The following is a 19745-nucleotide window of genomic DNA, read 5'->3' as shown; positions in this document are numbered from 1 at the left end:
GACCGACACCACTGGCGGTGCAGCGCATGACCGACACGTTCACCTTCACCGGCCGCGACGGCACCGCCGTCACCGCCTACCGCTGGCTCCCGGACGGGCCGCCGCGCGGGATCGTCCAGCTCACGCACGGCATGGGCGAGCACGCCCTGCGGTACGAGGCGCTGGCCGGCGCGCTCACCGGGCGCGGTTTCGCCGTCTACGCCCAGGACCATCGCGGGCACGGCGCCACCGCGGGCGGCCCGGAGAACCACGGCGTGCTCGGCGACGACGGCTGGGGCCAGCTCGTCGCCGACATCGGCGTGCTCTCCGGCCTGGCCCGGGCCGAGCACCCGGGCGTCCCGCTGGTGCTCCTCGGGCACAGCATGGGGTCGTTCGCCGTCCAGCAGCACCTGGTCGCCGACGGGACCCCGCCGGACGCCGTCGTCCTGTCCGGGACGGCCGCGCTCGACGTGATGGAGCAGGGCCTGGACCTGTCCGGGCCGCTGGACCTGTCGTCGTTCAACGAGCGGTTCGAGCAGCGCACCGGGTTCGAGTGGCTCTCCCGCGATCCCGCCCAGGTCGACGCGTACGTCGCCGACGCACGCTGCGGGTTCGGCCTCGACCTGCCCGGGTCGCAGGCGATGTTCGCCGCCGCCCGGCCGCTGGCCGAGGTCGCGACGCTGAAGCCGATCCCGGCCGGCCTCCCGGTCTACATCGTCGTGGGCGACCAGGACCCGGTGAACGCGGGCCTGCAGCTCGTCGGGCCGCTCACCGAGCGCTACGCGGCGGCCGGACTGGAGGACGTCAGCCTGCGGATCTGGCCGGGTGCGCGGCACGAGGTGTTCAACGAGACCAACCGGGACGAGGTCGTCGCCGACCTGCTGGCCTGGCTGGACCGGGTCGTGCCGGCGGGGAACGCCTGATGCGCGTCGACACCACGGGGCCGTTCTCCGCCGACCCGCTGGAGACCGAGGCGACCGCGGTCGCGGCCGAGAAGGACGGATACGACGCCGTCTCGGTCCCGGAGACCGCGCACGACGCGTTCGTCGCGCTCGGCCTCGCCGCCCGCGCGACCAGCAGGATCCGGCTCCAGTCGGCGATCGCGGTGGCCTTCGCCCGCAACCCGATGACGCTGGCCTACCAGGCCAACGACGTGCAGCTGATCTCCGGCGGGCGGTTCGAGCTCGGCATCGGCTCGCAGGTGCGCGCGCACATCGAGCGGCGGTTCGGGATGCCGTGGAGCCGCCCGGCCGCGCGGATGGAGGACTTCGTCCGGGCACTGCGCGCGATCCAGGACGCGTGGGCCACCGGTGAGCGGCTCCGCCACCAGGGGGAGTTCTACTCGCACACGCTGATGACCGAGTTCTTCTCGCCGGGGCCGAACCCGCACGGTCCGCCGCCGGTCATGCTGGCGGCGGTCGGTGAGCGGATGACGGAGGTCGCCGGCCGGGTCACCGACGGGCTGCTCGCGCACTCGCTGACCTCGCCGTCGTACCTCGCGGAGGTGACGTTGCCCGCGCTGCGCCGCGGACGCGGGAGTGCCGACCTCTCCGGGTTCGACGTCTGCCTGCCGGTGTTCACCGTGCTCGGTGCGGACGCCGAGGCCCGCGCCGCCGCGGAGGCCGGGGTGCGGCGGCAGATCGCGTTCTACGCCTCGACGCCGCCGTACCGGCCGGTGCTGGACCTCCACGGCCGGGGCGAGCTCGCGGACCGGCTCAACGCGCTGTCCCGGCAGCAGGCCTGGGACGAGATGGCCGGCCTGGTCGACGACGAGCTCCTCGACGTGCTCGCCGTCGCCGGTTCGCCGGAGGAGGTCGCCACCGGGATCGCAGCCCGCTACGGCGACCTGGTGGACCGGGTCTCGCTGAACACGCCGTACGACGCCGACCCCGCACTGGTGCTCGACGTCGTCACCCGGCTGCGGGCGGCCTGACACGCGGCGGCGGGCGACGACCACCAGGGTCGCCGCCCGCCGTCGAGGGTCTTACTGCAGGCCCAGCTTCTTGGAGCAGGCCGGCCAGGCGTCCCAGCCCTGGCCCTCGAGCACGTTCTCCGCGACGCGGATCTGCTCGGCCTTGCTGGCGTTCTGGGGCTTGCCCTTACCGCCGAACGCCTTCCACGTGGACTGCGTGAACTGCAGGCCACCGCCGAAGCCGTTGCCGGTGTTGATGTTCCAGTCCCCGCCGGACTCGCACTCGGCGAGCTTCTCCCACGTCGCGGTGGAGACGGACTGGGTCGGCGCCACGGCCGCGGTCGGCGCGACCGGCGCGGAGGTCTCGGGGGCGGCGTTCGCGGTGCCGGCCAGGGCGAGCGGAGCCCCGAACGCCAGGATGCCGGCGGTCAGAGTCCCGACAAAACGCCCACGGATGGACATGCGCGTGCTGCTCATCTGTTCTCACCTGGTTCCGGACCCACGACTTTCCGGGCGGCCGGCCGCGCGGGGAGCGCCGTCCGGTTGTTGTGCGAGGTGGTCCTCGCAGCCCGCGGCCCCGTCCCGTCCGTGCAGGTCGACTGGCCGGAAACCGTGGGACGGGGCCGTGCTGGCGTGGCGGTTCCGGCGCTTCGGTGCGCGCCCCGGCCGTGGACGGCCGAGAGCGACTCCAAAGCTCGCCGAAAGACCGAGATCGGGTCAAGACGACAGCCGGTGAGCTATCACACCCGTATAACGGTAACAGACGTTGCCGCAGGTCGGAGGCCAATTTCGAAGGTTACGAACGATCTATGGCGACGATTGTTGCTTCCGATCCGGAGAGGTTTCCGAGCCCGTCGTGCAAGGCGTCACGTGACGGAGGGCTCATCGAGCTTGCGCAGTGTGAAGAACGCGATCCGGACCACCATCGCGTCCACCAGCAGCGCACCGAACGCCCACGGGTCCAGCCACCCCGCCGCGTCCTGTCCCTGGACGAGCCGGACGAGACCCGGGACGAGGAAGAGCGCGACCCCGAGCCCTCCGGCGACGGCGGCGGCCAGCAACGCCCGCCCGTCGGCCCGCCGGACGACCAGCGCCAGCGCGGCGACGGCGGCGATCGCCACGGCCACCTCGAGCACGGCGAGCAGCGGCCACGTGGTCCCGACGGCCAGCCGCGCGTGCACCACCACGGCCGGCACCAGCAGCGCGATCAGGATGCGGCGCCCGACGACCGGGCCGCGCTCGTTACCCATCGGGCCAGTCTGGCCCGTGAGTGGAAACGAGGGCCAGGGCCCTGCTTTCCACTCACGAGCGGTTCACCGCACCCGCAGGACCAGCAGCCGGCAGTCCACCGCCTGCCCGGCGCGGTACGGCGCGACCTCGATCGACACGGCTTCCAGCACGTCACCGGCGCACAGCCGGTCGACCTCGGCGCGGTAGCCGCCCGACTCCCAGACGTCGTCGAGCACGGTCGCGACCAGGAAGCCGCCGGGCCGGATCACCCGGGCGAAGTCGGACAGCACCGCGGGCCCGAGGTGCCCGTGGGTCAGCGTCCCGACGCAGACGACGACGTCGTAGCGGTCGTCCGGCAGGTCCAGCACCTGGGTGAGGTCGGCCTCGCGCAGGTCGCGGTAGACACCGGTCGCCCGGGCGCGCTCGAGCATCCCCGGCGACACGTCCAGCCCGTCGATCGTGCCGGCCCCGCGCCGGGCCAGCTCCACGCCGACCAGACCGGTGCCGCAGCCGGCGTCGAGCATCCCGCCGCCGGTCCCGGCCGCGGCGACGACGGCGTCCGCGGTGACCGAGGGCGCGACGTAGCCCTGCGTCTCCCCGGTGAGGTCGGCGTCGTAGGTCGGCGCCCACTCGTCGTAGAAGTCGCGGGCGTCGTCCGGGCCGCTCAGCGTGTAGGCGCGTTCCAGGTGGGGGTCGCCCCCGGTACTCGTGGCCATCCGCCGATCATCGTGGAGATCGGGGCGCCTGTCAGGTCAACGCGTCGCCCGGTCGGCGGCCAGTACCGCCAGCGCGCAGAGCGCGCCCCGGCCCGCCGCGGCCATCGTCACCTTCTCCCGGGCGTCCTGCCCGGGCAGCCGTGAGCCGAGCACGGCGACGTCGGCGACGTCGGCGCCCACCCGCATCGCGATCGCCGTCCTCAGCGGGGCGCCGGCCGGGACGAGCAGCATCGCGAGGCCGGAGGCCAGGTCCCGGGTGCCGAGCAGCACGGCCAGCGCCCGCCGCCCGGACTCGGCGCGGGCGTCGCCTGCGGCCGGGGCCACGGCGCCCACGACCAGGTCGGGCCGCGCGGTGATCACCGCTCCGCAGGCGGCGGTGGCCGCGCCGAGCAGGCGCGGGATCCAGGTCAGGTCACATCGGGCCATGCTGCCGTCATACCCCTTACCGTCGGGTTCACCACATCTTCGGGGAGGCCACGATGCAGCGGGTGGACGGCGGGCGCTTCGACGGCAAGGTGGCGCTGGTGACCGGAGGGGCGTCCGGGATCGGGGCGGCCATCGTCCGGCGGCTGCGCGCCGAGGGCGCGCGGGTGGTGCTGGCCGACATCGCCGATCCGGCCCCGGACTCCGACGAGCACGTGGTCGCGGTGCGGGCCGACGTCACCGACGAGGCCGCGGTGGGCTCCGCCGTCGCGACCGCGGTGGACCGGTTCGGCCGCCTCGACGTGGCGTTCGCCGTCGCCGGCGCGGCCCGGTTCGGCACGATCGCCGACGGCGACACCGCGGACTGGTGCTGGACCGTGGACCTGGTGCTGCACGGGTCCTACCTGACCGTCCGGCACGCCGCGCGGGCGATCCGGGAGACCGGGGACGGCGGCGCGATGGTGCTGGTGTCGTCGCTGAACGCGCACGTGCCGCTCTACGGCGCGAGCTCGTACGCGGCCGCGAAGGCCGGCACCGAGAACCTGGCCCGCAGTGCCGCGCTGGAGCTGGCCGGCGACCAGATCCGGGTGAACGCCGTGCTGCCCGGCCTGGTCGCCACCCCGCTGACCGCCGAGTTCCGCGCGCACACCGGCCTCAACGCGGACTTCCTGTCCCGGATCCCGCAGCGCCGCGCCGCCGAGCCGGAGGAGATCGCCGGCCCGTGCCTGTACCTGGCCAGCGACGACGCGAGCTACGTGACCGGTACCAGCCTGGTCGTCGACGGCGGGTGGGAGATCTCGAACTACCCGGACCTGCGCCCGCTGGTGCACGGCGACACGTGACGGCCGGCCCTCACAGCTCGTCGAGGAACGCCAGCGCCGCCTCCGCGGACACCCGCCGCCACGCGGCCAGCATCCGGTCGAACTCGTCGGCGCCCTCCTGCTCGGCCCGCAGCGCCTCGACGATCGGCTCCAGCTCCCGGCGCTGGGCGGCGACCAGCGGGCCGGGGTCGGCGCCGCGCCGGTGCGTCACGGCCAGCTTCAGCAGGAACTCCGACCGCAGGTCCCGCACGTGCGGGACCGGCGTGACCAGCCAGGCATCGACCCGCCTGCGGCCCTCCGCGGTGGCGGCGTACAGCGTGCGCGGCGGGCCACCGCTGCTCTCGACGGCCTCGGCGGTGATCAGTCCGGTGTCGACCAGCCGCCCGATCGCCCGGTAGACGACCGGGCGCGGGATCTGCCAGACCCGGCCGAGCTCGCCGTCCGCGGCGGTGAGCGCGGCGATCGCGAACCCGTGCACCGGCCGCTCGCCGGTGACCGCCAGCACCGTCCACTCGGCCAGACCGAGCCGGGTCTCGGCGTGTCGCATCGGGCCAGCCTAGGTCAGCGCGCCGCACGGCCCGTCCACAGCGGACGCACCGGGTCCCGCCGGACACGACGCCCTCCCGCCCGCGACACCCCACCGCCCGTGGCAGGATCCGCACCGACGACCCCACGACCGCGAACCGGAGGCCTCCGTGATCCTCATCGTCCTCAAGGCGCAGATCCGCCCGGACAAGCGCGACGAGTGGCTGGCCGGCATCTCCGAGTACAAGAAGAACGTCAACTCGGAGCCCGGCAACATCTCCTTCGACTACCACGAGAACCTCGAGAAGGAGAACGAGTTCGTGATCGTGGAGGTGTTCCGCGACGGCAAGGCCGGCGAGGAGCACGTCAACACCGACCACGCCCAGCGCTTCTTCCCGTTCATGTCGACCGTCGTCGCGGAGAAGCCGAAGATCAACTACCAGGACGTCGACGGCGACGTCTGGAACGAGATGGCCGAGGTGACCCCCCAGTAGGGCGATCCGGCCGCCCTCCACGCAACCCCGCCCGACCCGGTGCGTCCCTGAGAGTGACGGACCGACCACGCGCCGTGCCCACCGGCCGGCGCGGACCGAGGGAGCACGACCCATGGACACCGACCGGCAGCGACCGCGGCGGATCGCCGCAGCCGGCCTCGCCCTCGCCGTCGCGGCCGGCCTCGCCCTGGCCGGGCCCGCGGTCGCGGACTCACCGGCCGCGGACCGGGCGCGCTCCCAGCCGCAGGTCCCGGGGACGCCGTGCTCGGTCAGCGCGCGCGCCTGCGTGGACCTCGAGTCCCAGCGCTCCTGGCTGATCCAGGACGGCAAGGTGATCCGCGGCCCGATCCGCATCTCCTCCGGCGGCAACGGGCAGGAGACCCCGGTCGGGCACTCGCTGCGGGTCTACCGCAAGGAGGCCGACCACAAGAGCCAGGAATCGCGGCGGCGCGACGGCAGTCCGGCGCCGATGCCGTGGTCGGTGTTCTTCGACGACGGCGGCATCGCCTTCCACAGCGGCGACCCGAACCGGTCCTCGGCCGGGTGCATCCACCTGCCCGAGGCGGACGCCAAGGCGTACTTCGACAACCTCCAGATCGGCGATCAGGTCCAGGTGGTCCGGGCCTCGGAGGAGGCCGCGGCCCGCCGGGCGGGCTGACCACCGCACCCCGCATCCGGGGTTGCTCGGACGACCGGAGTAACGAACGGGCTGCCGGCGCGATGGACGGAGCACACATCCCGTCCCACCCCGCCCGGAGTGCCTGATGGCCGACCCGCAGCCCGCTCGACCGTCGCCGTCCGACCGAGCCCGCCGGACCGCACGCCTGACCGTCTGCGCCACGGCCCGGACGACCACCGCCCCGCTGCGTGCCCTCGCCCGCCTGGGCCGTCCCGACAGCGACCCGCGCTGGCCGGCGGCGGCCTGGCTGTGGCAGCCGGGCTGGGGCCGTGGTGCACACGACCGGCTCTACCGGCGCCCCGACCCCTACGGCATCGGGCTGAGCCCGTACGAGCAGCAGAAGTACGGCACGGTGATGGACACCCTGGCCGGGCACCGGTTCGCCCGCGCCCTGGAGGTCGGCTGCGGGGAGGGCGACCTCTCGGTCCGGCTGGCCGGGCACACCGACGCGCTCGTGGGCGTGGACATCTGCCCGGCCGCCGTCGAGCGGGCCGCGCGCCGGGTGCCGTCAGCGACGTTCGCCCGGCGGACGCTGCCCCGGGAGATGCCGGACGGCACGTTCGATCTGATCGTCTGCACGGACGTCCTGTACTACTGGGAGCCGGTCACCCTGCGGGTGGGCATCGCGGCCCTGCTGGACCGGCTGCGTCCGGGCGGGACGCTGCTGGCCTACCACTACCGCGGCGACTTCGGCCAGGCCGGCACCGCCGACCGCGTGCACGAGGCACTGCGGGCCGCCGCGACCGCGCGCGGGCACGTGGTGTCCCGGCACGAGACCCGGGACGGGGTCGGCCCGGGCGCGGCCGGTGCCCGGTTCGACGTGGTCGTCGCGCCGGCACCGGTCGGCGACCGGCCGGTGACCGGCGTGCCCGAGCCGCGCCGTCCGGTGACCGGGACCCCGGCACCGTCACCGCGTTCCTGAGACCCGCATACCCCCATACGGTCGACAGGCCATTGCCCCGTACGGGGGTTCTCGTCAGGGCGACGTGGACCTGTTCGCGCGTCGGGCGGCAGGGCTAGCGTCACCGGTCATGACCGTCGACGCCGAGGGGCCCACCGGGACGACGAACGCCCAGCCGGTGACGCCGCCCCCCGGGCTCATCGCACCGAGCTACCTGCAGGCGGTGCTGGCGGCCGCGTACCAGGACGAGCCCAACAGCGTGCCGCTGACCGTCGCGACCCCGGCGGGCCTCGTCTTCGGCAACGCCGTGCACCCGGCGACCTGGCTGCGCCGGCTCGGCGAGCAGCTCCGGCACCTGACCCTCGGGCACACGCCGAACGCGTCGGTCGACGCGACGGTCCAGATGTTCTTCGACATGGCCGACCGGTGGGCCCAGGACCAGCCGGGCGGGGCGGTCCGGCCCGAGGACATCCGGTGGATCTACTTCACCGAGGCGCTGATCGTCCCGATCCAGGCGGCCGCACCGAACTACGTCGAGCCGGCGTGCTGGCAGGTGGCGCTGCGCGATGTCACCGCCTGGACGATCGGCCTGCCGCCGGAGTGACGAGCATCACACCCGGTGGCGCGTGAGGATCCGTCCGGTCGGCGCCTCCCACCTGTGGACCCACCCCGGAGGAACCCGGGCCACGCACTCGGAGGCGCAACGACCCATGAGCACCAGCAGCGAGCAGAAGGACACCACGGCCACCGGCGCCCCGTCCGCCCTGCAGTCCGAGCACGGCACCACCCGGATCGCCGACGCCGTCGTCTCGAAGATCGCCGGCCTCGCCACCCGCGAGGTCGACGGGATCCACGCCATCGGCGGTGGCGCGGCCCGCGCGCTCGGCGCGCTGCGCGAGCGCATCCCGGGCGGCACCAGCAACGTCGCGCAAGGCGTGCACGTCGAGGTCGGTGAGAAGCAGGCCGCGGTCGACCTCAACGTCGTCGTCGAGTACGGCGTCCCGATCGCCGAGGTGGCCAGGGCCGTGCGGCGCAACGTCATCACCACCCTGGAGCGGATGACCGGGCTGGAGATCGTCGAGGTCAACATCGCCGTCGACGACGTCCACCTGCCCTCCGACTCCGAGCCCGAGGAGCGCACGGACCGCAGGCGGATCGAGGGCTCCTCGCGGGTGGAGTGACCCGCGGGTGGGATGACCGGGCTCAGCGGGCCCCGTCGACGAAGCGCTCGCCGGCGAGCCGCAGCCCGCTACCCCCGGCCATCCGCAGCAGCCCGGCCATCGCGATCACCAGGCCGGCCATCTCGAAGGTCTCCTCGGTGCCGGCGAGGACGTTGTAGGCGAAGGCCTGCACGTCGCCGGTCCGCTCGAAGAGCGCGCCACCGACCGACTCCAGGCCGACCGCGCCGAACAGGAACACCGCGGCGCCCACGACGACGACCACGGCACCCGGCCGGCGCAGCAGCGTCGGCAGGCAGAGGGCCGCGACGACGAGCACGAGCACCACCGCGGGGATGATCCAGGCGTAGGTGAGGAACCCGGTCGTGCCGAACGTGGTGTGGATGATCCAGCCGACGTGCTCGTGGTTCGCGGCGACCTCGTCCATCGCGACGACCGCGCACGAGACGCTCAGCAGGACCCACTTCCACCGTTCCCGGCGGACCGAGTTCGCCGCGATGAGGCCGAGGATCGCGGCGTTGGTCAGGTGCAGCACCGAGCTGAACCAGGTCGAGACGTTGAGCTCGTTGCCGAGGCGGATCGCCGCGGGGACCTGGAACCCGGGACGGCCGAGGCCGTAGACGGCGGCGGCGAAGTGCGCGAGCGCGAGCACCGCCGCGATCCCGGCCGCGACCTTCACGACGCTCGCCGGGCGCAGCAGCGCGAGGTGCGGCACGCCGGCCGGCGCCTCGGGCTCCGGCGAGGGCTCCTCCGGGGCCGGTGCGGCCGCGGACGGGGACTCCTGGACGCGCGGGATCACCTCGGTGGCCGGGTCGTCGTCCGCCCTGTGCGAATGCTGCCGGTCCAGGCGGTGCTGGGCGGTCATGTCCCCTCCTTCTGCGCTGCCGATCACCGAGCCGGTCGACCGCGTCCGCCGGGTACACGGTGGACATCGGGCCGGTGGCCGTCAGGTGACTGGAAGATAAACGAGCGTCCGTCCCGCGGGAAACGCGGGGCCCTCGGCCGGAAAGGGGGTCACCCGAACGTCGCCCACAGGACGAGCACGGCGAGCAGCGCGTCCAGCACCCCGCAGAACTCGGCCAGCGACCGGGAGACGACCCGCCCGGTCCGGTGGTGCCACAGGTCCCAGCCGGCGTGCCCGAACAGTCCCGCCGCGACGATCAGCGCCGCGACCTGCGGCGACGCCGCCGAAGCGGCCAGCGCGGCGGCGCCGATGACCAGCAGCACGGCCGCCTGCAGCGGCAGGCCGTACGCGGGCCGCGCCGCACCCCGGGCGAGACCGGCGACGGCGAGCACCGCCGCCACCGCGAGCATCGCCCCGGCCGGGTCCAGCCCGGGCACGAACCGGGACGCCGCCATCAGCACGAAGGTCACCCAGAACAGCGGCCACGCCGCTGCCCGGCGGCGCACCGCGGCGGCGCCCAGGTAGACGAAGCCCGCCGCCACCAGGACCGGCGCGGCCCCGTCACCGGCGGCGGCGCTCAGCACGGCGACGACGACGCCGGCCGCCGCGGGCCAGCGGTCCAGCACCTGGCGGGCGAGCGGGCGGCGGCCGGGCGCGGTGGTGTCGGTCATGACGTTCCCCCTCCGACGTAGATACCCCTCAGGGGTACCGTGGCCGGGGTCACGGGCGCGCCCCCGCCCGGCCGGTCCGTCCGGATCGCTGGGGTTCCCGTCCGCAACGACCTACCCTGCGGACGTGGAGGAGCGGGCCGTGCTGGTCGTCGTCTACGACGACGTCGAGCCGCTCGACGTCAGCTCGGTGACCAGCACGCTCGCCATGGCGAACCGGCACCGGGTCCGGCCGCCGTACCGGGTGACCGTCGCGGCGCTCACCGGCCCGGTCGTGCGCTGCGACGGCGGGGTCGAGCTGGTCGCACGGACCCGGCTCGCGGACTGGGACGCACCGGTGGACACCGTCGTCGTCTCCGGGGGCACCGGCCACCGGGACGCCGCGGCCGACCCGGCGAGCCTGCACCACCTGCGGCGGGTCGCCTGCGGAGCCCGGCGCACCGCGAGCGTGTGCACCGGGGCGACCCTGCTCGCCGCGGCCGGCCTGCTGGACGGGCGGACGGCGACCACCCACTGGCGGTTCGCCGCCGAGCTCGCCGAGCGGTTCCCCCGGGTCACCGTGGACCCCGACCCGATCTTCCTGCGCGACGGCGGGGTCGTCACCTCCGGTGGCGTGACCTCGGCGCTGGACCTGACGCTGGCGTTCGTCGAGGAGGACCACGGGGCGGAGCTGGCACGCCGGGTGGCCCGGGAGCTGGTCACCTACCTGCAGCGCCCGGGGAACCAGGCCCAGGCGAGCCTGTTCACCTCGGTCCGCCGCACCGACGACGCGCTGGTCCGCGGGCTGGTCGAGCACGCCACCGCGCACCCGGACGCCGACCTCGGCGCCCCGGCGCTCGCCGCCCGTGCCGGGGTGAGCACCCGGCACCTGGCCCGGCTGTTCACCGCCGAGCTCGGGGACACCCCCGCCCGCGTCGTGCGCCGGATCCGGGTCGAGGCGGCGGCCCAGCTGCTGAGCACCACCGACCTGCCGCTGACCCAGGTCGCCCGCCGGTCCGGGCTCGGGTCGGCGGAGACGCTGCGGGCGGCGTTCGTGGAGCGGTACGGCCTGTCGCCGTCGCGGTACCGGGCGACCTGGCGGCGCTGACCGCCCCGGCGGCCGGGCTCGGGTGCCGTCGCCCGGCCCCCGGTGCTGGGGGTCAGGCCCAGGGCCGCGCCGAGCGGGTCGCCCAGTACTCCTCGGGCTCCTCGGCCAGCGCGGCCAGCTCGCCGTCCACACCGGACGGAAGCACGAGGCCGGCGGCAGCGACATGGGACTCCAGCTGGTCCGTCCCCACCGGACCGAGCAGCACCCGCCAGGCCCAGGGGTTGGCCAGCGCGGCGGCGACGGCGATCCGGTCCAGCGAGATGCCGACCCGGTCGGCCAGCGCCGCGGCGGCCCGGGCCCCGCCGGTGCCGTCCTCGCCGCCCGGGGCCAGCCGCCCGTTCGCGAAGACCTCCTTGAGGATCACCCGGGCGCCGGCGTCGGCGGCCTCGGCGAGCGCCGGCCCGGCCGACGGCTCGAGCGGGTTCCAGGTGGACTGGAACGAGGTGAACAGCGGCTCCCCGTCCACCCGGACGTCGAGGGCGCGCCGGACCGCCTCGGCCTGCGCCGGGCCGGAGGTGGAGATCCCGACCCGGACACCGCCGTCCCGGAGGCGGGCCAGCGCGCGGTGCACCGCCCCGTCGTCGAGCACGCCGGTGGCCACGGTCGCCGAGTGCACGTGGTAGATCGCGAGCCGGTCGCCGAGGAGCTCGCCGGTCTGCGCGGACTGCTCGGTGAACGCCTCCAGCGAGTGGTCCTTGACCTCGTGCCGCTCGGCGTCCATCCGCCAGCCGCCCACGTAGCGGTAGCCCCACTTGGACCCGATCTCGACGTCGTCGGCCTCCGGGTGGTCGGCCAGCCAGCCGGCGAGGAACTCCTCGGCCCGGCCGTAGCTGCGGGCGACGTCGAGGTAGCGGATGCCGGCCGCGTACCCGGCGTCGAGCAGCTCGCGGGTGCGGGTACGGAGCGTCTCGACGTCCCGGGTCGCGCCGAGGGCGGACGCGCGACCGGCGGTGATGTAGGCGGGGCGGGCGACCGCGGCCAGGCCGAGGCCCAGCCGGGAGACGGCGTGCGGCATGGGCCCCAGCCTGCCCGCCCGTGCCCGAACCCGCCCGGCTGGGTAAACACGTGTTTCACCCGGCCCCGGTTCCGGGTAGCGTGCCGGCATGCCGTCGGACGGATGGGCCCTCCTGCTCGCCCAGTTGCCGGCGTCGCCGTCGAGCCCGCGGGTGACGCTCTGGCGGCGGGCCAGGGCCGCGGGCGCCGTCGGCCTGCAGAACGGCGCCTGGGTGCTGCCCGGCACGCGCGAGCACCGGGAGTTCTTCGAGGGCCTGGCCGAGTACGTGCGCGAGCACGGCGGCACGGCCTACGCGCTCGAGGTCACCGACCGCGACGACCGGGCAGGCGGCGACATCGTCGCCCGGTTCCGCGCCGAGCGCGCCAAGGAGTTCGCCGAGTTCGAGGAACGGGGCAGGGCCCTGCTGGCCGAGCTGGAGAAGGAGACCGCGCGGGACAACTTCTCCTTCGCCGAGCTGGAGGAGAACGAGCAGGGCCTCGACCGGCTCGCCGCCTGGTTCACCAAGATCTCCGCGCGCGACTTCTTCCCGGACGAGCGGCTCAAGGAGGCCGAGGAGCTCCTCGACCGCTGCCGCCGGGCGCTCGAGGCCTTCACCGCGGGCGTCTACCAGGCCGAGGGCGTCGCTCCCGACGTCCCGCCGTCCGCCGGATGAACGCCCACGCCGCGGCCGCGGACGCGGTCGCGGAACAGTACGGCACCGACCCGGCGGCCGGGCTGAGCAGCGCGGAGGCGGCCGACCGGCTCGTCCGGCACGGCCCGAACCGGCGGGTCGAACCGCGCCGGGTGACGTTCCGGCACGTGCTCGCCGACGAGATCACCGAGCCGATGATGCTGCTGCTGGTCGCCGTGGCGGTGCTCTACGGCCTCTGGGGCACCCCGTCGGACACGGTCGCGATCGTCGTGATCATCGCGGCGGTGGTGCTGGTGGAGGTGTTCGCCGAGTTCCGCGCCAAGTCGGTGATCGCCGCGCTGGGCGAGCTCACCGCCCCGACCACGCCGGTGCTGCGCGACGGCCGGACCCGGTCGATCCGGTCCGAGGAGCTGGTGCCCGGCGACGTCGTCCCGCTCGCGGCGGGGGCGCGGGTCCCCGCCGACCTGCGGCTCACCGAGACCTGGGGGCTGCGGGTCGACGAGGCCGCGCTGACCGGGGAGTCGGTCACCGTGCCGAAGGACGCCCGCCGGGTCGTCGACGACGACGCGGACCTCGGCGACCGTGCGAACCTGGCCTTCGCGGGGACGACGGTGGCCGCCGGGCGGGGCCGCGGCGTCGTCGTCGCCACCGGGACGGACACCGAGATCGGCCGGATCACCGGGCTGGTGCTCGCGGCGCGGCCGCCGCGTACGGCGCTGCAGCAGGCCATGCGGGACCTCTCGAAGGCGCTGGCGAGCGTGGCGATCGGCTTCAGCGTGCTCGTCCCGCTGGTCGGCGCGCTCACCGGCGAGCCGTGGCGGGAGATGGTCCTGACCGGGCTGACGCTCGCGTTCGCGACCGTGCCCGAGGAGCTGCCGATCATCATCAGCCTGGTCCTCGGCCTCGGCGCCTACCGGCTGTCGCAGCACCGCGGCCTGGTCCGGCGGCTGCGGGCGGCCGAGACCCTGGGCACGGTCACCGTGCTCGCGACCGACAAGACCGGCACGCTGACCGAGAACCGGATGGCGGTCGCCCGGACCGTCCCGGCCGGGGTCTGCGACGACGAGCTGATCGCGCTCGGAGCGGCCTGCACCGAGACCAGCCCGGAGCCGGACGGCGGCTGGTCCGGCGACCCGACCGACGTCGCGTTCCTGGTCGCGGCCCGCGAGCGCGGGCTGACCGTGCCCGGGGAACCGGTGCAGCGCTTCGCGTTCGACCCGGCCCGCGAGACGATGACGGTGGTGCTCGACGGCGGCACAGCGAGTAGCGCCGGCGGATCGCGCATGAACACAGCGAGTAGCGCCGGCGGATCGCGCATGAACACCGTGATCACCACGGGGTCGCCGGAGTCCGTGCTCGCCCGCTGCCGCCCGGCGGACCGGCCGCTGCTCGACCGGGCCGAGCGGATGGCCGAGCAGGGCCTGCGGGTGATCGCGGTGGCGACCCGGCAGGCGTCCGGGATCCCGGCCGACGTCGACGACGCCGAGCGCGACCTGGTCCCGGCCGGGCTCGTCGGGCTCTCCGACCCGCCGCGGGCCGGGGCCGCCGAGGCCGTCTCCGCCGCGCACCGGGCCGGGATCCGGGTGGTGATGGTGACCGGCGACCACCCGGCGTGTGCCCGGGCGATCGCCGCCCGGCTCGGGATCGGCGACGGCACCCTGCTGACCGGCCGGGACCTGGAACGGCTCGACGACCACGAGCTGGCCGCCACCGTCGCGACGACCTCGCTGTTCGCGCGGGTGACGCCCGAGCACAAGCTGCGGCTGGTCGAGGCCCTGCAGGCCCGCGGCGAGGTCGTCGCGGTCACCGGTGACGGGGTGAACGACGCCCCGGCGCTGGCCCGCGCCGACGTCGGCGTCGCGCTGGGCGCCTCCGGCACCGACGTCGCGCGGGACGCCGCCGATCTCGTCCTCGCCGACGACGACGTCACCACCCTCACCCGGGCCCTGCGCGAGGGCCGCACGCTGCACGACAACCTGCGCAAGGGGGTCACCTACTACCTGGCCTGCAAGGTCGGCCTGGTGGCGACGGCGGCGACCGGTGTCGTCGCCGGGCTGGCGATCCCGTTCGCGCCGATCCACATCGTCGTCCTGGAGATGTTCATGGACATCGCCGGCAGCGCGACGTTCGCCGTCGAGCCCGCCGAGCGGGACGCGATGGACCGGCCGCCGCGTGACCCGACGGCCCGGTTCCTGAACCGGGCGCTCGTGACCGACCTGCTGGCCGGCGGGGCGTCGCTGTTCGTCGCGGTCGGTGGGCTGTACCTGGTCACCGGCTCGCAGACGGTCGCGTTCGTCGGCTGGCTCTCCGGCTACCTGGCCCTGGCCTGGGTGATGCGGACCGATCGGACACCGCTGCTGCGGGCCGGGCTGCTGGCCAACCGGTTCCTGCCGGCGTGGACGGCGGTCACCGCGGTCGCCGTCGTCGTGATCATGACGGTGCCGGTGCTGCGGGAGGCGCTCCGTCTGGTGCCGCTGACCGCGCCGCAGTGGGTGGCGGCGGTGCTGGTGCCGGTGGTCGCGGTGGCGTGGATCGAGGTGCGCAAGCTGTTGCGCGCGCGGTAGACCTGTCGGTGTGGATGCGGATTCGATTCTGACCCGGCCGGCGCCCGAGCCGCCGCGCACGGTCGCCGTCGGCGAGCACGCCGACCAGGTACTGGAGCTGTGGCCGGACGGCGCGCCCGGGCGCCCGCTGGTCGTGCTGGTGCACGGCGGGTTCTGGCGGCCGCGGTTCGACCGGACGCACCTCCGTCCGATGGCGACGGAGCTGAACGGGCTCGGCTGGCCCGTGGCGTCGCTGGAGTACCGCCGCGTCCCGGGCGACCCGGCGGCGGCGACGGCGGACGTGCTGGCCGGGCTGCGGGCCGCGCACGAGCACTCCGGGCCGGTCGTCACGGTCGGGCACTCGGCGGGCGGGCACCTGGTCCTGCACGCCGCGGCGACCGCGCCGGACCTGGTCCGCGGCACGGTCGCGCTGGCCCCGGTCGCCGACCTCGCCCGCGGCGAGGCCGAGAACCTCGGTGACGGCGCGGTCCGCGCCTACCTCGGCGGGCCGGCCGCCGCGCACCCGGAGCTGGACCCGGCACTGCTGGCCACGCCGCCCGGCCCGGTGACGATCGTGCACGGCGACGCCGACGACCGCGTCCCGGTCGGCAACGCGCGGTCCTACGTCGCGCGGCACCCGGCCACGCGGCTCGTGGTGCTGCCGGGGGTGGACCACTTCGCCGTCGTCGACCCGCGGTCCGCGGCGTGGGAGGCGGTCGTCGCGGAGATCGCCGGGTCGACCACGCCCTGAGGGGGCCTGCAGAACGCGCGTGCCCCCGCCGACCGGCGGTCGGCGGGGGCACGGGGCGGCGCGACGATCAGTTGATCGAGTCGCCCGAGCCGGAGCCCTGGGCGCAGCTGTCCGACTGGTTCGTCGTCGAGTCGCCCGACTTGGCCTCGCCCTTGCCCGCGACGCCCAGCGCGCCGGTGAGGCCGTTCAGCAGGCCGAGGTCCTCGATCGGCGCCTGGACGCCGAGCGCGTTGACCGGCACGTTGTTGTTGCAGACCTGGATCGGCACGTTGACGTTGTTGCCGCTCGCGACACCGCCGAGGAGGCCCTCCGAGCTCTTGTGGATGTGGCCGCCCTCGTCGGAGCCCTGGTGGTCGCCGCTCTTGGAGCTGTCGGCGGCGTAGTCCCCGGCGAACGCGAGCGGGGAGGCGGCGAGCAGGGACGCGGCGGACGCCGCGACGATGATTCCAGCCTTCTTCAGCACAGTCCTTCTCCTGTTTGAGTCTCGAGCCCGCGCACGGACGGCTCGGCTACCTGCCGGGGCGTCGACAAAGGGGGGGAGCCCGCACCGGCTGCCCTGCAATCTAACCGTCACACGGCGGCGAAACAATTTCGCTACCACCATCGGGTGGCGAAATCACTTTCCGTTCCGTTATTCCCACGATCGGGTCGTTCTGATTCCGTGGGAATCGTCGGCCGGCGCCGGGACGGCCACGGTGGGTGACCGGCCGTGGCCGGGTGCCGACACGAACGTGCCCCGGGACCCGTGGGGTCCCGGGGCGCGTCGAGATCCGGGTGGATCAGTCGGCGATCGCGTCGCCGGCGTTGCCCTGCTGGGCGCAGTTGTCGGACTGGTCGGTGGTCGAGTCGCCCGACTTCGCCTTGCCGTTGACCGCACCGGTCAGGCCGTTGCCGCCGGCCGCGTCCTCGACCGGGACCTGCACGCCCAGCGCGTTGACCGGGACGTTGTTGTTGCACGCCTGGATCGGGGTGTTGATGTTGTTGCCGTTGCCGCCGGCGACGACGCCCTTGGCGTCCTTGTCGATGGCGTTGCCGTCGTCACCCGCGAACGCCATCGGCGACAGGGCGAGCAGACCCGCGACGGACGTGGCAGCGACGAGGCCGACCTTCTTCTTCAGCACAGTTCTCTCCTGATGAGTCACAGGCCCACGATCCGTGGACCCGGCACCTTCCGGCACGTCGACAACGGGGGAGCCCGTGCCGGCTGTGCGCCAACGTAACTGCGGAAATCGGCCGATTTCAAACCCGTGCCACCATCGTGCGGCGACATTACTTTCCGTGTGGTTGTTCATCTTTTCGGGGCAGTTCGGTGAATGCGCACGGCAGCCGCGCCGAGCGGGCTCCGGCGCCCGGCCCGGGCGGCGTCACGGCACGACCGAGGCCAGCCGGTCCCGGTCGGCCAGGATGTCGATCTCGGTGATCCGGCCGTCCACCACGGTGAACGCGAGCACCGCCACCATGCGGTCCCCGGCCCAGGAGGCGATCCCGGGCAGGCCGTTGACCGAGACGATCCCCGCGCGGGTCGCTCCACCGCGGTAGGTGAGCGCCTGACCCGCGACCACCTCCGCGCCGCGGACCAGCTTCGACGCCGGCCCGCCCGCGTCGACGCGCAGCACGACGTCCGGGTCGAGCAGGGCGAGCAGCCCTTCGAAGTCGCCGCTGCGCGACGCGGCCAGCCACGCCTCGACGACCGTGCGCTGCCGGGCCCGGTCCGGCGGCCCGTCCGGCACGGTGCCCTGCACGCGGCGGCGGGCCCGGCTCGCGAGCTGCCGCGCCGCCGCCGGGCTGCGGCCCACGATCGGTGCGATCCGGTCGAACGGCACCGCGAACATGTCGTGCAGGACGAACGCCAGCCGCTCGGCCGGGTCGAGCGCGTCGAGCACGACCAGCAGGGCGAGCCCCACGGTGTCGGCGAGCTCGCCCTGCTCCGCGGGGTCGACGCCGTCGCCGGTCACCACGACCGGGTCCGGCACCCGCACGTCGAGCGGTTCCTCGCGCCGCGTGCTGCGCGAACGCAGCATGTTCAGGCACTGCCGGGACACGATCGTGGTCAGCCAGCCGCCGATGTTGTCGATCTCCTCGTCGCGGGCGTTCGTCACCCGCAGCCACGCCTCCTGCACGGCGTCGTCCGCCTCGGCGTGCGAGCCGAGCATGCGGTAGGCCACGGCGCGCAGCCGGGGCCGGTGCTCGTCGAACCGGGCCGCCCAGAAATCCGTGTCCCGCATCTGTCACACCTTCCCGTTCCGGTGGGTCACCTCCATGACCGCCCGGAACGCGCGGTCGTGACGAGAGGAGACACGATGGACCCGCGGATGACCAACCCCGTGATGGTGCTGCCGGACGCGATGACGGGCCTGCTGCAGTTCAGCAAGGCGGCCGCCGCCACCACCGTCCCGGCGTCGACGCACCACCTGCTGCACCTGCGCGTGAGCCAGATCAACGGCTGCAGCCTCTGCGTGGACATGCACGCGCGCGAGATGAAGCAGGCCGGCGAACCCGACGAGCGGATCTGGGCCGTCGGCGCCTGGCGGGAGTCGCCGCACTTCTCCGACGCCGAGCGGGCCGCGCTGGAGCTGGCCGAGCGCGTGACCCGGCTGGCCGACGGCTCCGACCCGGTCCCCGACGATGTGTGGAACGCGGCCGCCGACATCTACGACGAGAAGGAGCTGGCCTCGCTGCTGGTGTCGATCGCCGCCATCAACGCCTGGAACCGGCTCAACGCGGCCACCCGGCAGCCGGTCGGCTCCGCGGGGTGAGCCGACCGCGCGGGGTCGTCACGACACCGGGGCGGGCAGGACAGGGTCCAGCGCGTCCCACCTCGCGATCTCGCAGCCGTCGACGCGGCTGAATCGGGCGTCGACCGGCCGGTCGCCCCAGGTGCCGGTGACGCGGGCGGTTTCCGGCCCGCCGTAGATCTCGGTGCACATCGTGCCCGGCGGCACCGGGTCGAACGCGTCCGACCAGCCGGCGCGCGCGAGCTCGTCCAGCCGGGCGCAGGCCGCCGGGGCGTCCGGGAGGTCGCCGCCGGGCGGTTCGCAGCTCAGCTGGTAGGTGCGGTCCGCCGACGGGTTCCCGGTACCCGCCAGGGTCACGGAGAGGGTGTGGGCCGGGCCCGGCGCCGCGCCGGCCGCCCCACCCATCGCGACGGCGACGACGGAGAGCACCAGCGCGACCAGGACGGCACCGCCCAGCGCGGCGGCCGCGTACGGGCGCGACCGGCCGGGTTCTCGTGCGCCACCCCGGGTGCGCATGACCCGACGGTACTCAGGGGTTCCGGCCGCGACGACC

At 74.8% G+C, this 19745-nt stretch carries 25 protein-coding genes; 13 read left to right on the top strand and 12 right to left on the bottom strand.

The genetic code is table 11. From position 1 onward, the window contains the following. Positions 1–26: 26 nt before the first annotated feature. Both H7X46_RS27140 and H7X46_RS27135 read left to right on the top strand, forming a co-directional pair. Entirely contained in the window at positions 27–902 is an 876-nt protein-coding gene (locus H7X46_RS27140) for an alpha/beta hydrolase (RefSeq protein WP_186362043.1), read from the top strand. Next, positions 902–1912 (top strand): TIGR03617 family F420-dependent LLM class oxidoreductase, encoded by a 1011-nt coding sequence (locus tag H7X46_RS27135; protein WP_186362042.1) that lies wholly within the window; start codon positions 902–904, stop codon positions 1910–1912. Before H7X46_RS27140 ends, H7X46_RS27135 begins: the two co-directional genes overlap by 1 nt. A 51-nt stretch (positions 1913–1963) precedes the next feature. Here the strand turns inward: H7X46_RS27135 and H7X46_RS27130 are convergent, their stop codons facing one another. The 4 genes from H7X46_RS27130 to H7X46_RS27115 form a co-directional block, all read right to left on the bottom strand. After that, on the bottom strand, positions 1964–2368 hold the full coding sequence (locus H7X46_RS27130) for a transglycosylase family protein (protein ID WP_370589002.1): 405 nt from the start codon (positions 2366–2368) through the stop codon (positions 1964–1966). A 389-nt stretch (positions 2369–2757) separates the two neighbouring features. Beyond that, a complete protein-coding gene (locus H7X46_RS27125) occupies positions 2758–3141 on the bottom strand; it encodes a hypothetical protein (protein ID WP_186362041.1) in 384 nt (127 codons plus the stop codon). 63 nt (positions 3142–3204) lie between these two features. Beyond that, positions 3205–3837, bottom strand: a complete 633-nt coding sequence (locus tag H7X46_RS27120; RefSeq protein WP_186362040.1) for a class I SAM-dependent methyltransferase — start codon at positions 3835–3837, stop codon at positions 3205–3207. Positions 3838–3873: 36 nt separating this feature from the next. Further along, positions 3874–4263 (bottom strand): hypothetical protein, encoded by a 390-nt coding sequence (locus H7X46_RS27115; protein WP_186362039.1) that lies wholly within the window; start codon positions 4261–4263, stop codon positions 3874–3876. A 53-nt stretch (positions 4264–4316) separates the two neighbouring features. Between H7X46_RS27115 and H7X46_RS27110 the strand changes: the two genes are divergently transcribed. Further along, positions 4317–5102: an SDR family NAD(P)-dependent oxidoreductase gene (locus H7X46_RS27110; protein ID WP_186362038.1), complete on the top strand. Its 786-nt coding sequence runs from the start codon at positions 4317–4319 to the stop codon at positions 5100–5102. A 10-nt stretch (positions 5103–5112) separates the two neighbouring features. On the opposite strand, the gene H7X46_RS27105 is transcribed toward H7X46_RS27110, so the two are convergent. Next, positions 5113–5628: a PadR family transcriptional regulator gene (locus H7X46_RS27105; protein WP_186362037.1), complete on the bottom strand. Its 516-nt coding sequence runs from the start codon at positions 5626–5628 to the stop codon at positions 5113–5115. 148 nt (positions 5629–5776) lie between these two features. On the opposite strand from H7X46_RS27105, the gene H7X46_RS27100 reads away from it, so the two are divergent. The 5 genes from H7X46_RS27100 to H7X46_RS27080 all read left to right on the top strand — a co-directional run bounded on the left by H7X46_RS27100 (position 5777) and on the right by H7X46_RS27080 (position 8861). Further along, complete coding sequence (locus H7X46_RS27100) at positions 5777–6100, top strand: putative quinol monooxygenase (protein ID WP_186362036.1); 324 nt, start codon at positions 5777–5779, stop codon at positions 6098–6100. Between the two features lie 112 nt (positions 6101–6212). Then, positions 6213–6758: a L,D-transpeptidase gene (locus H7X46_RS27095; protein ID WP_186362035.1), complete on the top strand. Its 546-nt coding sequence runs from the start codon at positions 6213–6215 to the stop codon at positions 6756–6758. A gap of 106 nt (positions 6759–6864) precedes the next feature. Next, positions 6865–7701: a class I SAM-dependent methyltransferase gene (locus H7X46_RS27090; protein ID WP_186362034.1), complete on the top strand. Its 837-nt coding sequence runs from the start codon at positions 6865–6867 to the stop codon at positions 7699–7701. A gap of 109 nt (positions 7702–7810) precedes the next feature. Then, positions 7811–8284: a hypothetical protein gene (locus tag H7X46_RS27085; protein WP_186362033.1), complete on the top strand. Its 474-nt coding sequence runs from the start codon at positions 7811–7813 to the stop codon at positions 8282–8284. Positions 8285–8390: 106 nt separating this feature from the next. Continuing rightward, on the top strand, positions 8391–8861 hold the full coding sequence (locus tag H7X46_RS27080; protein ID WP_186362032.1) for an Asp23/Gls24 family envelope stress response protein: 471 nt from the start codon (positions 8391–8393) through the stop codon (positions 8859–8861). A gap of 22 nt (positions 8862–8883) precedes the next feature. Here H7X46_RS27080 and H7X46_RS27075 read toward each other — a convergent pair whose 3' ends face one another. Both H7X46_RS27075 and H7X46_RS27070 read right to left on the bottom strand, forming a co-directional pair. Continuing rightward, the gene (locus H7X46_RS27075) at positions 8884–9723 is read right to left on the bottom strand and encodes a hypothetical protein (protein ID WP_186362031.1); all 840 of its coding nucleotides are present in this window, start codon (positions 9721–9723) and stop codon (positions 8884–8886) included. A 149-nt stretch (positions 9724–9872) separates the two neighbouring features. Further along, entirely contained in the window at positions 9873–10433 is a 561-nt protein-coding gene (locus H7X46_RS27070) for a hypothetical protein (RefSeq protein ID WP_186362030.1), read from the bottom strand. 124 nt (positions 10434–10557) lie between these two features. Here H7X46_RS27070 and H7X46_RS27065 point away from each other — a divergent pair, with 124 nt between their 5' ends. Beyond that, on the top strand, positions 10558–11517 hold the full coding sequence (locus tag H7X46_RS27065) for a helix-turn-helix domain-containing protein (protein ID WP_186362029.1): 960 nt from the start codon (positions 10558–10560) through the stop codon (positions 11515–11517). A 52-nt stretch (positions 11518–11569) separates the two neighbouring features. Here H7X46_RS27065 and H7X46_RS27060 read toward each other — a convergent pair whose 3' ends face one another. Then, positions 11570–12532, bottom strand: coding sequence for an aldo/keto reductase (locus H7X46_RS27060; RefSeq protein WP_186362028.1), 963 nt, complete (start codon positions 12530–12532; stop codon positions 11570–11572). 88 nt (positions 12533–12620) lie between these two features. On the opposite strand from H7X46_RS27060, the gene H7X46_RS27055 reads away from it, so the two are divergent. Genes H7X46_RS27055 through H7X46_RS27045 form a run of 3 tightly spaced genes read left to right on the top strand, consistent with a single transcriptional unit; the run spans position 12621 to position 16457 of the window. Continuing rightward, a complete protein-coding gene (locus H7X46_RS27055) occupies positions 12621–13184 on the top strand; it encodes a Chromate resistance protein ChrB (RefSeq protein ID WP_186362027.1) in 564 nt (187 codons plus the stop codon). After that, positions 13181–15727, top strand: coding sequence for a cation-transporting P-type ATPase (locus tag H7X46_RS27050; RefSeq protein ID WP_186362026.1), 2547 nt, complete (start codon positions 13181–13183; stop codon positions 15725–15727). The genes H7X46_RS27055 and H7X46_RS27050 overlap by 4 nt, the downstream gene beginning before the upstream one ends. 10 nt (positions 15728–15737) lie before the next feature. Then, a complete protein-coding gene (locus H7X46_RS27045) occupies positions 15738–16457 on the top strand; it encodes an alpha/beta hydrolase (RefSeq protein WP_186362025.1) in 720 nt (239 codons plus the stop codon). Between the two features lie 67 nt (positions 16458–16524). On the opposite strand, the gene H7X46_RS27040 is transcribed toward H7X46_RS27045, so the two are convergent. The 3 genes from H7X46_RS27040 to H7X46_RS27030 form a co-directional block, all read right to left on the bottom strand. Further along, entirely contained in the window at positions 16525–16920 is a 396-nt protein-coding gene (locus H7X46_RS27040; protein WP_186362024.1) for a hypothetical protein, read from the bottom strand. A gap of 316 nt (positions 16921–17236) precedes the next feature. Next, a complete protein-coding gene (locus H7X46_RS27035) occupies positions 17237–17578 on the bottom strand; it encodes a hypothetical protein (protein ID WP_370589000.1) in 342 nt (113 codons plus the stop codon). A 243-nt stretch (positions 17579–17821) separates the two neighbouring features. Then, positions 17822–18682: a sigma-70 family RNA polymerase sigma factor gene (locus tag H7X46_RS27030; RefSeq protein WP_186362023.1), complete on the bottom strand. Its 861-nt coding sequence runs from the start codon at positions 18680–18682 to the stop codon at positions 17822–17824. A gap of 75 nt (positions 18683–18757) precedes the next feature. Between H7X46_RS27030 and H7X46_RS27025 the strand changes: the two genes are divergently transcribed. Continuing rightward, entirely contained in the window at positions 18758–19213 is a 456-nt protein-coding gene (locus H7X46_RS27025; RefSeq protein ID WP_186362022.1) for a carboxymuconolactone decarboxylase family protein, read from the top strand. A gap of 18 nt (positions 19214–19231) precedes the next feature. Here H7X46_RS27025 and H7X46_RS27020 read toward each other — a convergent pair whose 3' ends face one another. Next, a complete protein-coding gene (locus H7X46_RS27020; RefSeq protein WP_222131450.1) occupies positions 19232–19708 on the bottom strand; it encodes an SSI family serine proteinase inhibitor in 477 nt (158 codons plus the stop codon). Between the last annotated feature and the right edge of the window lie 37 nt (positions 19709–19745).

The sequence above is a fragment of the Pseudonocardia sp. C8 genome, from assembly GCF_014267175.1.
In the GTDB taxonomy this organism is placed as follows: domain Bacteria; phylum Actinomycetota; class Actinomycetes; order Mycobacteriales; family Pseudonocardiaceae; genus Pseudonocardia.
Note: the sequence above shows the minus strand (reverse complement) of the source record. Positions and strands in the feature narration are given on the sequence as shown.

Excerpts from the sequence above, each read along its gene's own strand:
- H7X46_RS27140 (WP_186362043.1), top strand. The coding sequence starts at position 27 with ATGACCGACACGTTCACCTTCACCGGCCGCGACGGCACCGCCGTCACC.
- H7X46_RS27135 (WP_186362042.1), top strand. The coding sequence starts at position 902 with ATGCGCGTCGACACCACGGGGCCGTTCTCCGCCGACCCGCTGGAGACC.
- H7X46_RS27130 (WP_370589002.1), bottom strand. The coding sequence starts at position 2,368 with ATGAGCAGCACGCGCATGTCCATCCGTGGGCGTTTTGTCGGGACTCTG.
- H7X46_RS27125 (WP_186362041.1), bottom strand. The coding sequence starts at position 3,141 with ATGGGTAACGAGCGCGGCCCGGTCGTCGGGCGCCGCATCCTGATCGCG.
- H7X46_RS27120 (WP_186362040.1), bottom strand. The coding sequence starts at position 3,837 with ATGGCCACGAGTACCGGGGGCGACCCCCACCTGGAACGCGCCTACACG.
- H7X46_RS27115 (WP_186362039.1), bottom strand. The coding sequence starts at position 4,263 with ATGGCCCGATGTGACCTGACCTGGATCCCGCGCCTGCTCGGCGCGGCC.
- H7X46_RS27110 (WP_186362038.1), top strand. The coding sequence starts at position 4,317 with ATGCAGCGGGTGGACGGCGGGCGCTTCGACGGCAAGGTGGCGCTGGTG.
- H7X46_RS27105 (WP_186362037.1), bottom strand. The coding sequence starts at position 5,628 with ATGCGACACGCCGAGACCCGGCTCGGTCTGGCCGAGTGGACGGTGCTG.
- H7X46_RS27095 (WP_186362035.1), top strand. The coding sequence starts at position 6,213 with ATGGACACCGACCGGCAGCGACCGCGGCGGATCGCCGCAGCCGGCCTC.
- H7X46_RS27090 (WP_186362034.1), top strand. The coding sequence starts at position 6,865 with ATGGCCGACCCGCAGCCCGCTCGACCGTCGCCGTCCGACCGAGCCCGC.
- H7X46_RS27085 (WP_186362033.1), top strand. The coding sequence starts at position 7,811 with ATGACCGTCGACGCCGAGGGGCCCACCGGGACGACGAACGCCCAGCCG.
- H7X46_RS27080 (WP_186362032.1), top strand. The coding sequence starts at position 8,391 with ATGAGCACCAGCAGCGAGCAGAAGGACACCACGGCCACCGGCGCCCCG.
- H7X46_RS27075 (WP_186362031.1), bottom strand. The coding sequence starts at position 9,723 with ATGACCGCCCAGCACCGCCTGGACCGGCAGCATTCGCACAGGGCGGAC.
- H7X46_RS27070 (WP_186362030.1), bottom strand. The coding sequence starts at position 10,433 with ATGACCGACACCACCGCGCCCGGCCGCCGCCCGCTCGCCCGCCAGGTG.
- H7X46_RS27060 (WP_186362028.1), bottom strand. The coding sequence starts at position 12,532 with ATGCCGCACGCCGTCTCCCGGCTGGGCCTCGGCCTGGCCGCGGTCGCC.
- H7X46_RS27055 (WP_186362027.1), top strand. The coding sequence starts at position 12,621 with ATGCCGTCGGACGGATGGGCCCTCCTGCTCGCCCAGTTGCCGGCGTCG.
- H7X46_RS27050 (WP_186362026.1), top strand. The coding sequence starts at position 13,181 with ATGAACGCCCACGCCGCGGCCGCGGACGCGGTCGCGGAACAGTACGGC.
- H7X46_RS27030 (WP_186362023.1), bottom strand. The coding sequence starts at position 18,682 with ATGCGGGACACGGATTTCTGGGCGGCCCGGTTCGACGAGCACCGGCCC.
- H7X46_RS27025 (WP_186362022.1), top strand. The coding sequence starts at position 18,758 with ATGGACCCGCGGATGACCAACCCCGTGATGGTGCTGCCGGACGCGATG.
- H7X46_RS27020 (WP_222131450.1), bottom strand. The coding sequence starts at position 19,708 with ATGCGCACCCGGGGTGGCGCACGAGAACCCGGCCGGTCGCGCCCGTAC.